We start from the raw sequence: 13,940 nt of genomic DNA, 5'->3' as shown, positions 1-13,940 counted from the left end.
AAAAGGAAGGGGTCTCCTTCCTTTTTTGGTTTTATTTTAACCTGATGACACTATTCTCAATCTTCTTTTTTCAACAGGGAATTCTCATTACTCACCAGAACGGGAGTAGGCCCTGAGGGGGAAGAAGAAACCACTTCCGTATCTGCGGTCTCTCTTTGTCTTTCTGCGCGTTCCCTCAGTTCTCTGTTTTTGATCACCTCATCCCCGGGTTTGCCAAACAATATTTGAAACACCTCTTTTCTGTTTTTGGCTTTTTTAAGGTCTTTCACAATGTCAGACCATTCATGAAAATTAAGGTAGATGGGGTTATAGGATGTAACTGGCTTGGTGATGCCATAGGTAGGCCTTTCTGCCTCCGGCATGAAGGTGCCAAAAATCCTGTCCCAAATGATGAAGGTGGACCCATAATTTTTATCCAGGTAATGCGCATCGCTGGCATGATGGACCCTGTGGTGTGATGGGGTGGTAAAGAAAAACTCAATCGGCCGCGGTAATTTTTGAATGTACTCGGTATGGATCCAAAACTGGTAAAGCACGGCGATTTGATGGCAAATGAAAAACACGAACGGATCAAAACCCATCAGCATAACCGGTACAAAGAAGATGATTTTAATATGTTGGGTCCATCCCAGTCTGAAGGAAACTGAGAAATTGTATTTGGATGAATTGTGGTGGGTAATGTGCGTGGCCCACCAGAATCGCTGCTCATGCGCCACCCGGTGTGCCCAATAGCGGGCGAAATCAATGGCAAAGAAACAGGCCACAAATGACCAGGCGGTAGCGGGGATTTTCCAGGGTACCAGGTTCCAGCAAAACAAAGCTACCCCAAAAGTAAATACTTTAAGTAAGGCACTGATTCCTACGTTTACCAATCCAATGGTAGTAGCAGCCAGGAAATCTTTTTTATCATAAGTGTCTTTTTTTTGATATAAACTGATGCCCCACTCCACAAATACAAGTAAAAACATGACAGGGGCAGCCCATAGGATGATATTAGGCCAATTGTCTGCACCGATATCTTCCATTGATAGATGATTTTCAAACATAAATATTGAATTTGGTGGATGTTTATATGGTTGTTAAAACGTTAAATTAATCATATTCCGGCTTTTCTTCAATAATTTCCGACCTTAAAATTGAAATTGGTAAAAATAAAAAAGGCCTGTTTTGCTAAAAACAGGCCTCTATAATTTCATAAACTACTTTTACTCAATGGTATCTGGTAGGTTTTCCAAATCGGGAATGGCTTCTTCTCCCTCCGATGGCAATAAAGATTCATCATCAAAGGAAGGGGTCAACATTTGTTTTTGGGCATTCTCTACATTTGGAGAGGTAAAGCCGGAAGGACTGCTGCTCTGGTGGAAAGCAGAAGAACCCAGGGAAAGCACCAAAATGGCAATGGCCAGTATCCAGGTAGCCTTTTCCAGGATATTACCGGTTTTGGTGACACCCATGACCTGTGAAGCACTACCTCCGAAAGCGGCCCCTACACCCCCTTTGGAGTTTTGCCCCAAAATGACTAAAATCAACAATATGGCCAATACAATGATGACACTGATAAGTACTACAAACATTTTTTTATAATTTTATGCTTTCAATTGCTCAATTTGATCTGCAAAGTAAGTCTTTTTCTTTGGAAACTTCAATATTAATTTTCTATATATTTCTATGGCTTCCTGTTTCTTATTCTGTTTTACCAGCAATTTAGCAAACGATTCTGAAACGGTATTGTCATTCAAATGGGTACTTTTTTCGGATAAATCAGGAAGGATTTCCTCCTGATCCAGCTCTTCCCTCGGTAGCCTGATGGGCTTTTCCTGGAAATTTTGGATCAGGTCCAGCTGCTCTTTTTTCCGCTGGTCAAGCTCCCTTAGCTCTTCCTTCCGGGCGATACTCGCAATCAAATCTTCCTTTTCACTTTCCTGAGGAGAATCCACTACCTCCTTTTTTTTTTCATGTATTCCCGAACGGTTTGGGTCAGTGTCGGGTTTTTTGATTTTCTTGAGGTTTTCCTCCAGCCTTCTCAAAATTTCATCCCTATTGGGCCGGGAAGTCTTTTCTTCCTTAGGAGCTGCAGGAGTCACATCGGCTTTGGGTATTTCTGGTGTTGATTTTGGATCATTAATGTCCTCTTTTTTGCTGTCCGGGATATTTTTCTCCGGAAGGGGCAGGTTTTGGCTTTCTCCCGGGATTTCGGGTAGGGTTATTTTTTCTGTAACCAACTCTTTTAGCCTTTTTCTGTCCGGACTGAGTACAGCTGCCCAGTGCAACAAGCTGTTGGAGGCAGTAGCCGAGTTATTCCATTCATACCGGGCGCCGAGGATTTTTGGGATCAAAAAATAAGGGAATTCTTCCTGAAGCTTCAGGGAAGCCTTAAAATCATCCGCATTCAATTGGTCGGAATTTTGGAGCAGGGATAGAAATTCTTGGGAGTTCACGGCCTTTCTTTTTTAAGTTACATCCTTCAAGTTAAATATTTTTTACCAATTCGCTACTGTGGAGGTAAAAACATCCTGGATGATATTTTCAAAAATCACTTCCACCAGTTCGGTTTCTACCTGCAATAGGGAAGTATTTCTGGGATCATAATCCTGGAAAAAGGAGAAGTTGCGTTTGGAATTTTCCTCCTCATTGCTCAGGTTAACATAGTCTACTTCTACACCTATGGTGATGCGCATTTGACCTGCCCGGTCGGGTTGATTGCTGTTGGGGTTGGACACAGTCGCTTGTGGGGTGATGGAGTAGGTGGTAATCGCCCCTGATAGCTGCAAATCCCCACCATTCTGGATCAACTCCAACTGGGTATTTCTTTGAAAATAATCCTTGAGTTCTTCCGTAAACAATTGTCCCATGTTTGCAGGACCACCTCCGGAATCGTTAAAGAAATTGGCGACGGAAAAGGACTGGGTTACATTATAGTCTATGGTGGTTCCGGTAAAGCTGTATTCAATTTTACAGCCGCTAAGGCACAGGAAAACCAGCAGGAGAAGGGCAGCGGGGAATTTATTCGATATCATATTGCTTGATTTTCCGATAAAGGGTCCGCTCTGAAATACCCAAGTCCATGGCTGCATACTTTCGCTTGTTATGGTGCTTCTTAAGGGCTCTGGTGATCAACTCCTTTTCCTTTTTTTCCAAAGAAAGCGAATTGTCATCCTCCTCATGAATGATATCCTCAATGATATCTTCTTCGTATCTTTTCGTTTCCTTTTCCTGAGGAAATTCCTTTTTTTCAGACAATGATTCCAATACCATTGGAAGGTTTTTGGCAGGGTTGGGCCTTTCTTCGTAGGACCTGCTGGCATCCATGTCCTCGAAAAGATCCTGGTGCTTTTTCATGATATTCTGATCCAGTCCTCCGGAATGATAGGATTCCAGGATCAGCTTCTTCAATTCCGTCATGTCTTTCTTCATGTCAAAGAGAACCTTGTATAGGATTTCCCTTTCGGAGAAATCGGTGTAATTATCTTGCTGCCCCTTTTTTCCGGGAATCGACGCCGGAAGACTGCTGGCTTCTTTTGGCAAATACTGATCCAGGGTGGCTGCATTTACTTCTCTTTCCTGCTCCAGTAACGAAATTTGTTCTGCTAAATTTTTGAGTTGACGGATATTTCCCGGAAACGGAAAACTGGTCAGCAGGTTTTTTGCTTCCTCTGTCAGAACAATTGGTTTGACCTGGTATTTTTCTGAAAAATCAGTGGTGAATTTCCGAAATAGCAATACCATATCCTCTCCCCGCTGTCTCAAGGGAGGCACAAATATGGGAACGGTATTTAAGCGGTAATACAGGTCCTCCCTGAACTTTCCTTTTTCCACCGCTTTTAGCAAATTAACATTGGTGGCAGCAATTACCCTCACATCAGTCTTTAGTACTTTGGAGGAACCTACCTTGATAAATTCCCCGTTTTCCAGTACCCGCAGGAGCCTGGCCTGGGTGCCCAACGGCATCTCTCCGATCTCATCCAGAAAAATGGATCCCCCGTCAGTGACCTCAAAATAGCCCTTTCGGGCTTCATGAGCACCGGTAAAAGAACCTTTTTCATGACCAAAAAGCTCTGAGTCAATGGTGCCTTCAGGAATCGCCCCACAGTTTATGGCAATGAATTTACCGTGTTTTCGCTTACTGAGGGCATGGATAATCTTGGAAAAAGATTCCTTGCCACTACCACTTTCTCCCGTAATCAAAACAGTCATCTCGGTAGGAGAGGCCTGCATGGCTACCTGTATGGCATGGTTTAGCAAGGGACTGTTGCCAATAATACCAAACCTTTGCTTGACACTTAATATTTCTGAATCGCTGATTGGGATCATAACACTAACCTATAATATCAAATGACAACCTCTCCGAATAATGTAGCAGAGGAACAATCCGTGATCCGAACCCTGGTATAATCACCGATTTTCAGCTTTCCGGCGGGTATAATCACTACTTTGTTCGCGGAATTCCTTCCTTTCAATTGTTCCGCAGAGCGTTTGGATTGGCCTTCTATGAGTATTTCCTGTTCTTTGCCAATATCCCGGCGGTTGCGCATAAGAGACAACTGGCTTTGCCTGGCGATGATTTCCTGAAGCCTGCGTTTTTTGACCTGCAGGGGGATATCATCAGGGTATTTTTTGGCTGCCAGGGTGCCTGGGCGTTCCGAATAATAAAACATGTAGGAAAAATCATATTGGACCAGGTCCATCATGCTGAGTGTATCCTGGTGTTCGGCTTCGGTTTCTGTACAGAAGCCGGCAATCATGTCAGAAGATATTCCGCAGTCTTCTCCCAAAATCTCTCTGATCTTTTGTACCCTTTCCAGGTACCAGTCCCGGTCGTACGTCCGGTTCATCAGCGATAATACCCTGGAATTGCCGCTTTGAACCGGCAGGTGTATGTATTTACAAATGTTGTCGTAGGCCTTCATGGTATACAAAACCTCATCCGTGATGTCTTTGGGATGCGAGGTCGAAAACCTGACCCTTAGTTTGGGATCAATCCGGGCTACCATTTCCAGTAAATCAGAAAAATGAATGACCTCTGATATACCTCCAGATTTTTTATTGAGCCTGGCTTTGTTGTTTTCCTCAGGCGACCATTTGTAGCTGTCTACATTTTGCCCCAATAAGGTAACTTCCTTGTATCCTTTTTGAAACAGGTCCCTGGCTTCCTTCACTATTGAATGCGGGTCCCGGCTCCTTTCTCTTCCCCGGGTAAAAGGCACCACACAAAACGAACACATGTTGTCACAACCCCTCATGATGGAGATAAAAGCAGATACTCCATTGGAGTTTAACCGGACCGGAGAAATATCCGCATAGGTTTCCTCACGAGACAAAAAGGTATTGACACCCTTTTGACCTTCATCAGCCTGAAATACCAGATTGGGCAGGTCGCGGTAAGCATCAGGCCCCACTACCAGGTCCACCAACTTCTCCTCTTCCAGCAATTTATCCTTGAGCCGCTCCGCCATACAACCCAGCACACCTATCGTCAGGTCCGGATTTTCTGACTTGATCTGATTGAACTGGCTTAATCTCTTCCTCACCGTCTGCTCCGCCTTGTCCCTGATCGAGCAGGTATTTAAAAAAATCACATCTGCATTTTTGAAATCCGAGGTGGTATCAAAACCATTGTCCTTCATGATAGAAGCCACAATTTCGCTGTCAGAAAAATTCATCTGACAGCCGTAACTTTCAATGTATAGCTTTTTGTTTTTACCCGTATTTTCATCCGCTGTAATCTTAAAATCACAGCTTTCCGCCTCCACATTGCTGATTATATCGATATCTTTGATGATGTTTTCCATTGGCTGCATTCTTTCAGAGCGCAAATTTAATAAAATACGGACAGATTGACAGGGTAACGGCTTATTAATATAACTTTTATCTGCTGCATGAGGTTTAACATTTTAAGAATAGCTTTTATTCCTTTTATTCTGTGCTTTTATGAGGGAAAAGCGTCCTTCTCCCGTTTGACTGCCAAGAGCACCAAAAAAATCCACGGCCATTTTTTCCTGGGACCATTTCATCCTCGGACAGATGGCTGGATGCGTATACTTGTTGTAGCTTTCTTACCGCTGAGGACTTCTTAAAGCTTTGGTATAAAAATTGACTGATTTAGAGCATAAAATTGTTAAACTTCAAGAGTGGTGCCATTATCCGCTCTTTTTTTTACCCATATTTGTACCTTGACTGAGCGGAAACACATAGGATGGAAAATTGTAAAAGTTTTGGGCTGGGTTATCCTGAGCCTGTTATTTCTGTTGCTATTGGTTTTACTCTTTATTAGGAGTCCATTTGGTCAGGATTTTATTGTCAAGCGGCTAACCGGTTTTGTTTCCGATAAAACCAAAACTGAAGTTTCCATAGACCGTTTATTCATCACTTTTGGCGGAAACCTGTACCTGGAGGGGCTGTACCTGGAAGATTTGCAGGGAGATACCCTGGTTTATTCGGAAAAACTTGAAACAGGCATGGCACTGATTCCCTTCTTGAGGACTGGAGAAATACAGGTAACCGGCCTGGACTGGGAAGGGCTTCAGGCAAGGGTAGAGAGAGACAGCACAGGAAAATTTAATTTTGATTTCCTTCTGGACGCATTTTCAGGTCAATCCAAGGATGCGGACGCCGCTGATACCTCGTCAGCAGGTGTATCCACATTTCCGGAAATCTCCTTAGGTCCCCTCAGGACCCGGGCCTGGGATATCCGATATACGGATGAGGTACTGGGTTTAACGGTGGACCTGAACCTGGGAGATCTGGAAATCCTTACGGAATCCCTGGATTTGAACCGCATGGATTTTCATGTGGGCAGTATCCGGTGGGAAAATACGGATTTGAATTACCATCAAAACAAGCCTTTTCCAGCATCATCGGAGGAAGAGTCTGGGAAAACTCCTTTGCCTGTACTGGTACTGGATGAATTATCCCTGGCCAACATCAACCTGTATTACCAATCCCTTCCTGATGGAATGGAGGTGCTGGCCAGACTGGGAGCTTTCGATCTGGAATTACCTGAAGCGGACCTGAAAAACCAAAAGCTACAGGTAAAGTCCCTGATGCTGCGAGATACCTACCTGGACTACCAATCCAACACCCTTGCTGAATCGGCTTCACAAACCGCAGCGGATACTGATCCGGAACCATTGAGCTGGCCGGAATGGCAGGTGACAATCGGAGCGCTGGACCTGGCAGATAACGAGATCAGGTACCAGGTAGACCAAAAAAAGGCCCCGATTGGTGTTTTTGACCCGGATGATCTGGGAATCAGGGATATTAACCTTAAACTCAATCAGGCATTTCTAAATTCCTCCGGGGCGGGAGCGTCGCTAAAGCAATTATCTTTCCGGGAAAGATCAGGCTTTACCGTGGAAGATTTCCAGGTAGACCTGAGCATGGAGGAGGAAATGACCACTGTCCGGAAACTGGAATTGAAGACAGGTAACAGTCAGCTATCGGGAAATGCTTCCCTGAATTACAGCGAGTTGCTCAATTTACTAAGCAATCCCGACCAATCCCGATTTGACCTCAGGGTGGAGCAGCTCAGCATTGGTCTTCAGGATGCCTTTTATTTTTCGCCTGAATTGGAGCAGAATGATTACTTCAAAATCCTGGCCAGGAAAAGTTTGAAGGCCAGGTTGTCAGCTAAAGGAGACAAAGAACAGGTCAACCTGGAGGAGTTTTCGGCTGCCTGGGGAAATCAGACAACTATCGAATTGCTGGGCTCCATCCAACAACCTTTAAACATGGACCGATTATCCTGGCAGCTGGATGCGCTCAATTTTGTTACAGTCAATTCGGACATGAACCGGTTTTTATCGGAAGATAGCCTGGGCATCAGTTTTCCTGACACACTTGAACTGGGGATAGAAAGCAAAGGAAACCTGAATTCGTTTAGCCTCCAATCCGGATTAGAGGCGTTTGGATCCAAATTCGAAATGGACGGTAGGATAAGCACCAAAGGAGAAACGTATGCCTATGACCTGCAAGCCTCCCTCCGGGAAGCACCTCTAGGTCAAATTCTCAACCTGCCGGACTTTGGAAGTGTAGGTTTTGACATGCAGGCCAAAGGCAATACAGGTCCCGCAGAAGATTTGAATCTCAGGCTGGATACTGAATGGACAAAATTGGAATGGAAAGGGCACGATTATGAAGGCATGAACCTGCTGGTACGCATGGAAAACGGAAAGGGAGATTTGGAGCTACAGCATCAGGATGAGTTTTTAGATGTGAAATTAATAGCTGAAACCGAATTTAATCAGGATGATGCTCAGGTTGACCTTCACCTGGACCTGCAGGGGGCAGATTTTAACAGATTGAACATCAGTCCCAACAACCTGAGAGGAAGCATGCAGCTCAGTGCAAACTATAAGGGCAACAGCTCATCCTATGATTTAACTTCCCGGATTCGGGAGGGAACAGTAGTATTGGAAGAACAGGCTTACCCTCTGGGCGATTGGGACATGAGCCTTCGAGTTATGCCCGATACCACGGATTTCACCCTGGAAAGCAATATCCTCCAAGGTAGACTGCATGCCAACGCTGATCCCGCAGCTTCAGTGGCCGGAATCATCCGACATTTCAATAAACATTTTGAAGACCCTGAGGAGACCGGTCATGTGGCAAGTGACCGCGTTCAAATGGTAGCTGTAGACCTGGAATTGAATGTACTGCCAGGATTGCTGTTGGATAGGGTGTTACTGCCTGATCTGGAGCGCATGGATGAAGGATCCATCACACTAAATTTTGATGAAAGCAGGGAGCACCTGGAAGGTACGGTTGACTTTCCCTATTTGTCCTATGCGGGAATTGTGGTGGATAGTCTGGGAATACGGGTGAACAGTGATAGGGAGGATTTTGACTTTGCTTTTGGTTTGCTGGGGATGGAAACCGGTCCTTTGGCCCTTGGTCCTACTTATTTTACCGGTGAGATCCTGGAAGAATTGCTTTACCTGGATTTCAATGCCCTGGATGGTGAGGAGGTCCTGGCACATGTGGCATTTGACCTTGGATTTGAAGGAGATTCCTTAAAACTTCATGTCAATCCCGACAGCCTGATTTTGAATAAAAAAACATGGTCTGTGCCCGATAACAACGAGTTGTGGTTGGCAGATTCAAGTTTGGTGTTTAAGGATTTCACTTTCAGCAGGGAAAACCAGACCCTTTCCTTTTACAACAAGCCAGAAGGAAACACCATTGGGTTAAACTTCGATAACTTCAGGCTGGCTACTTTTACAAGTCTGTTAAATCCGGATGAAATGGTGGCTACCGGAAGGGTAGATGGTGAATTCGTGGTGGAAAACCCTTTTGGTGCCACAGGCTTGCTGGCGGATATTTCCATTACCGACCTGGGGGTATTGCAAGTACCGTTGGGCAACCTTTCTCTCAAAGCGGCCACCATGTCTGATGAAAACAAGTATGATTTCAACCTGTCCCTGGGGGATGGAGGCATCGAACTGAACCTCAACGGGGATTATTTGGCAGACAGTGCCGGGGCCATACTGAACCTGAAGCTTGATCTGAAGAAATTGGAACTGGCAGTTCTGGCAGGCCTCAGTCAGGGTACCATCAGCGGAGGAGAAGGTTACCTGTCAGGTGAATTTAACGTAAAGGGAAATACCAACTCACCTGAGTATCAGGGTAGGCTAAGGTTTAATGAAACTACCTTTACAGTGTCAACCCTAAATGCAGCTTTTGCGCTGGATGAGGAAGAAATTAACCTGGACAACCAGGGGGTTTACCTGGATCAATTGACCATTGAGGATAATGAAGGCAATGGGTTTACATTGGATGGGCAAATCCTGACAGAAAGCCTGAGCAATCCTGCCTTTGACCTGGAACTGACCACAAGGAATTTCAGACTTTTGAATTCTACCGTGGAGGACAATGACCTGTTTTATGGTGACGCCATTATCGGAGCAGATGTATCGATCAAGGGAGATTTGACCCTCCCGGAGGTTAATGCCAACCTGACAGTAGAAAAAGGCACCAACCTGAGTTTTGTGGTTCCGGAAAGCCAGCTGGACGTGGTGGAAAGAGAAGGCGTGGTAACCTATGTCAATAGAAATGACCCCGAGGATATACTCACCAAGAGGTTGGAGGAGACCAGCAATACCGGATTTTCCGGTTATCAGGTGTCCGCACTGCTTAAAGTTTCCCCGGAGGCCATCTTCAATGTAGTCATTGATGCCCGCTCGGGAGACAACCTCATGGTAGAAGGCGCCGCAGACCTCCGCTTAGACCTGGACCCTAATGGTCGGGTAAACCTTACCGGGATTTATGAACTTTCCAGGGGGCATTATGAACTCAGCTTGTATAATATGGTCAATCGTAGGTTTGAGATCCGGGAGGGCAGTTCCATTACCTGGGGAGGAGACCCCCTGGATGCGTCCATGGAAATTACCGCCATCTACAGGGTGGAAACCTCAGCCGTGGATTTGATGACAGCGACTGCTGCCGGGGGCAGTAGGGAGAACATGATGCAATACCGCCAAAAACTTCCCTTTCAGGTATTTTTAAACATAGAAGGAGAAATGCTACGGCCCTTGATTTCCTTTAGGCTGGATATGCCGGAAGATGAAAAAGGCGCCATTGGCGGTAGTGTTTATTCCCAGGTGCAGCAATTAAACAGCCAGGAGGGTGAACTCAACCGACAGGTATTTTCTTTACTGGTGCTCAACAGGTTTTTCCCGAGTGGAGGAAATGCAGGCGGTGGAGGTACCACGGCCATGGCCAAATCCAGTGTAAGCCAATTGCTTTCCAGCGAACTGAATTCCCTGACAAATAATATGTTGGGAGGAACCGGGTTTGAACTGGATGTGGACCTGGACAGTTTTCAGGACTACCAGGGAAGTTCTCCGCAATCCCGAACCCAGCTAAACCTGAATGCCCGCAAGCGCTTTCTGGATGACCGGCTGATCGTACAGGTGGGCAGTCAGATAGACATAGAAGGAAGTTCCCAGGAGCGAGGGGCAGACAATGCCTTGTTGGGAAATGTCAGCATCGAGTACCTGCTGACGGAAAACGGCCGCTACCGGATCAGGGGGTTCCGCAAAAATCAGTTCGAAAGCTTTATAGACGGGCAATTGGTAGTGACGGGCTTCTCTGCCATATTCAATCGGGAGTTTAACCGGTTTGAAGAACTGTGGAGGGGAATAGAAACCCGTAGAAATGAAAGTGATCCATTAAACAAACCAACTGAAACAGCAGATGAAAATCAGGATAAATAACGGATGCACCAACATCTTCAAGCGCTCCTGCCTGCCCAAATTGATGGGAATGATCCTGTTCCTGATGGCAGCCAATGCCTGTAATGTTGCCAAATATATCCCCGAAGATGAACTGCTGTATACGGGTGCCAACCTGGAAATCACTCATGAAACTCCGGTAAAGGGAATCAAAGAGGTGCGGGAGGAGCTGCAGGGATTGATCAGACCCAAACCAAATAGTAAGATCCTGGGGCAATACCTGGGTTTATGGGCCCATTATAAAATGGAAAAGGAAAAACCGGGCTTTATCAACCGATTCATTTATAAGAAAATAGGAGAAGAGCCCGTTTATCTCAGTCAGGTAGAACCAGAGAAAACAGAAGAATTGATGGTGAACAGGTTGGAGAACAATGGGTTTTTTTATCCTGAAATTGTTTCTACCTACAGCAGAAAACAGAAAAAAGGAGATGTGAGCTATCAGGTAACGTTGCAAATTCCCTACCGCCTGAATTCCTTTCAATATGAAAGAGACAGTTTACCCATTGACCGGGATATCCGTGATTTGCTGGCCACCAGTGAAATAGAATCCGGGGATCGTTTTTCGCTGGCCAGTTTCAAGCAGGAGCGGGAGCGCCTGGATACGGAACTGAAAAAAAAGGGCTATTATAACTTCAATGCAGATTTCCTTATTTTTGATGCCGATACCAACCAATATGAGGATCGGCAATTTGATTTGTTTTTAAGGCTGAAGGAAAATGTACCGGAAGAAGGAATTTTACCTTATCAGATCAGGTCCATTCGCGTGCTGCCAAATTATTCCCTGGATGAATATGGAGAAAATACCGATACCACCGAGGTGGACGGGGTGCAATTCATTCAGGAAAACCTGTCCTTTAAACCTGAATTGCTCAGGCAATATATCCTCATTGAAAAAGGAGGCTTGTTCAATTCCACCCAATCCAGGTTGACCAGCAACAGGCTATCGGGAATAGGCAATTTTCGCTTTGTCAATGTGAGGTACCAGCGGGTAGCTGACAAAATTGAAGATGGAAAGGGATTTCTGGATGCCAATATCTACCTTTCTCCGCTGGACAAGCGATCCGTGAGGGCAGAATTACAGGGTGTTTCCAAGTCCAATAATTTTGCCGGCCCTGCACTTTTATTGAATTACAGAAACAGAAACCTTTTCCTGGGAGGGGAAACCTTTAGTCTTACAGGTAAATTGGCTTACGAAAGTCAGGTGGCTTCCGGGGATCGGGAAGGCTTAAATGCCTTTGAGTTTGGATTGAAAGGAGACCTGATTTTTCCCCGGGTGGTATTCCCCATAACCATCAAGGAGCGCTTTGCATATTCCGTTCCAAAAACCAAGATCAGCCTGGGCACAGAGTACCAGGACCGCAGGGGTCTCTATAGGCTCAATACGGTTTCTTCCACTTATGGGTATTTTTGGAATGCCAACCGATTCGTTTACCATGAAATAACCCCGATAAGCATCAACTTTGTAAACCTTTCCCGTACTTCCGGTGAATTTGAAGAGATCTTGGATGCTAACCCCTTTTTGAGACAAAGTTTTGAACAACAGTTCATTGCAGGAATCACTTATAGTTTTGCCTTCAATAAGCTGATGGACAAGTACCGCACCCACAGCATATATTTTGGGGCCAACCTGGATCTTGCAGGGGCAGGCCTTCGCTTTGCCAATGAGGTGTTGAACGGCGAGAATCCGAATACCTTTCTGGGCTTTAACTATGCCCAGTACAACAAGGCAGACATTGATTTCAGGTATTATTGGCGGTTTACAGAGGAGCGCTTGCTGGCCGCCAGGCTTTTTGGAGGAGTGGGTTTACCCTATGGCAATTCCGTATCCCTGCCCTTTGTCAAGCAATTTTTCTCGGGAGGACCCAACAGTATCCGGGCATTCCGGATCCGCTCGCTTGGGCCTGGGTCCTTCAGGCCAGACAGTGAAAGTACTGCCAGCTTTTTTGATCAGGCCGGGGATATCAGGTTGGAAGGTAACCTGGAGTTCAGGTTCCCTATTGTCCCTTACCTCAGGGGAGCGGTTTTCATGGATGCCGGAAATGTCTGGCTGGTCAATGAAAACGAAGCCCTTCCGGGTGGTAAGATGGAAAAAGATTGGTACCGTGAACTGGGCATTGGCGCCGGTATTGGTTTACGGGTAGATATTGAATTTTTCGTTTTACGCTTTGATTTGGCCACGCCATTGAGGCGGCCTTACCTGCCGGAATCCGAACGGTGGGAAAAAGATTTCAAAATAGGTGATAGCCAATGGCGAAAGGAAAATTTTATTTTCAACTTCGCCATCGGTTATCCGTTTTAACCGCGATTATTCCGGATGGTCTTTCAATTCATCTTTGACCTTTTTTAAGCTGTACAGGTAGCCCAGCATGGTGGGCGTTACCAGGGCAAACACGAGCAGGTTGCCCAGCCCCTTGGCTCTTTTCATGGCGAGGGTGGCCATTATTATGGTTATCGGAATACCATATTTGATACCAAAGTCCAGGTATTTTTGATAAGTAGTCATAGATTTATTATTTTTCATATAAAAAATGATACAAGATTGATGCCGGAAATTGCCGATTCAGCCTGACCTGGTGCGATTCATTCCCCGATATAGGGAATATATGCTGCCCCTACAGGGCTTGGGGTGTTGTTATTGATGCATTTTCACAGGGCTTCACCCTGTGTTTTGATATTTGGCCCCTTCAGGGCTGGGTTCCTCGTAAACTGGAC

The 13,940-nt window shown here is 45.5% G+C and carries 9 protein-coding genes; 2 read left to right on the top strand and 7 right to left on the bottom strand.

The features are described from left to right. Positions 1-56: 56 nt before the first annotated feature. From GL182_RS23815 to miaB, 6 genes are all read right to left on the bottom strand, one after another. Positions 57-1,046, bottom strand: coding sequence for a sterol desaturase family protein (locus GL182_RS23815; RefSeq protein WP_163382528.1), 990 nt, complete (start codon positions 1,044-1,046; stop codon positions 57-59). A gap of 159 nt (positions 1,047-1,205) precedes the next feature. After that, positions 1,206-1,574: a preprotein translocase subunit SecG gene (secG, locus tag GL182_RS23810; RefSeq protein WP_163382526.1), complete on the bottom strand. Its 369-nt coding sequence runs from the start codon at positions 1,572-1,574 to the stop codon at positions 1,206-1,208. Between the two features lie 12 nt (positions 1,575-1,586). After that, positions 1,587-2,438 carry a hypothetical protein gene (locus GL182_RS23805; RefSeq protein WP_163382524.1) on the bottom strand — a complete coding sequence of 284 codons (852 nt, stop codon included), beginning with the start codon at positions 2,436-2,438 and terminating at the stop codon, positions 1,587-1,589. 42 nt (positions 2,439-2,480) lie between these two features. Next, positions 2,481-3,017 (bottom strand): LptE family protein, encoded by a 537-nt coding sequence (locus GL182_RS23800; RefSeq protein ID WP_163382522.1) that lies wholly within the window; start codon positions 3,015-3,017, stop codon positions 2,481-2,483. Next, the gene (locus GL182_RS23795; protein ID WP_163382520.1) at positions 3,004-4,311 is read right to left on the bottom strand and encodes a sigma-54 interaction domain-containing protein; all 1,308 of its coding nucleotides are present in this window, start codon (positions 4,309-4,311) and stop codon (positions 3,004-3,006) included. Before GL182_RS23795 ends, GL182_RS23800 begins: the two co-directional genes overlap by 14 nt. 17 nt (positions 4,312-4,328) lie before the next feature. Beyond that, on the bottom strand, positions 4,329-5,789 hold the full coding sequence (gene miaB / locus GL182_RS23790) for a tRNA (N6-isopentenyl adenosine(37)-C2)-methylthiotransferase MiaB (protein ID WP_163382518.1): 1,461 nt from the start codon (positions 5,787-5,789) through the stop codon (positions 4,329-4,331). A 381-nt stretch (positions 5,790-6,170) separates the two neighbouring features. Between miaB and GL182_RS23785 the strand changes: the two genes are divergently transcribed. Both GL182_RS23785 and GL182_RS23780 read left to right on the top strand, forming a co-directional pair. Next, on the top strand, positions 6,171-11,210 hold the full coding sequence (locus tag GL182_RS23785; protein ID WP_163382516.1) for a translocation/assembly module TamB domain-containing protein: 5,040 nt from the start codon (positions 6,171-6,173) through the stop codon (positions 11,208-11,210). Then, a complete protein-coding gene (locus tag GL182_RS23780) occupies positions 11,191-13,527 on the top strand; it encodes a BamA/TamA family outer membrane protein (RefSeq protein WP_317167831.1) in 2,337 nt (778 codons plus the stop codon). Before GL182_RS23785 ends, GL182_RS23780 begins: the two co-directional genes overlap by 20 nt. 6 nt (positions 13,528-13,533) lie before the next feature. On the opposite strand, the gene GL182_RS23775 is transcribed toward GL182_RS23780, so the two are convergent. Continuing rightward, entirely contained in the window at positions 13,534-13,731 is a 198-nt protein-coding gene (locus GL182_RS23775) for a hypothetical protein (protein ID WP_163382514.1), read from the bottom strand. Positions 13,732-13,940 lie beyond the last annotated feature (209 nt).

This window comes from Cyclobacterium sp. SYSU L10401, assembly GCF_010993705.1.
Taxonomy (GTDB): Bacteria; Bacteroidota; Bacteroidia; order Cytophagales; family Cyclobacteriaceae; genus Cyclobacterium.
The sequence above is the reverse complement of the archived record's forward strand: the minus strand, read 5'-3'. Positions and strand labels throughout refer to the sequence as shown.

What these genes read in the sequence shown, in the direction of transcription:
- GL182_RS23795 (WP_163382520.1), bottom strand. Translation starts at nt 4,311, where the DNA reads ATGATCCCAATCAGCGATTCAGAAATATTAAGTGTCAAGCAAAGGTTT.
- secG (WP_163382526.1), bottom strand. Translation starts at nt 1,574, where the DNA reads ATGTTTGTAGTACTTATCAGTGTCATCATTGTATTGGCCATATTGTTG.
- miaB (WP_163382518.1), bottom strand. Translation starts at nt 5,789, where the DNA reads ATGGAAAACATCATCAAAGATATCGATATAATCAGCAATGTGGAGGCG.
- GL182_RS23775 (WP_163382514.1), bottom strand. Translation starts at nt 13,731, where the DNA reads ATGACTACTTATCAAAAATACCTGGACTTTGGTATCAAATATGGTATT.
- GL182_RS23815 (WP_163382528.1), bottom strand. Translation starts at nt 1,046, where the DNA reads ATGTTTGAAAATCATCTATCAATGGAAGATATCGGTGCAGACAATTGG.
- GL182_RS23800 (WP_163382522.1), bottom strand. Translation starts at nt 3,017, where the DNA reads ATGATATCGAATAAATTCCCCGCTGCCCTTCTCCTGCTGGTTTTCCTG.
- GL182_RS23780 (WP_317167831.1), top strand. Translation starts at nt 11,191, where the DNA reads ATGAAAATCAGGATAAATAACGGATGCACCAACATCTTCAAGCGCTCC.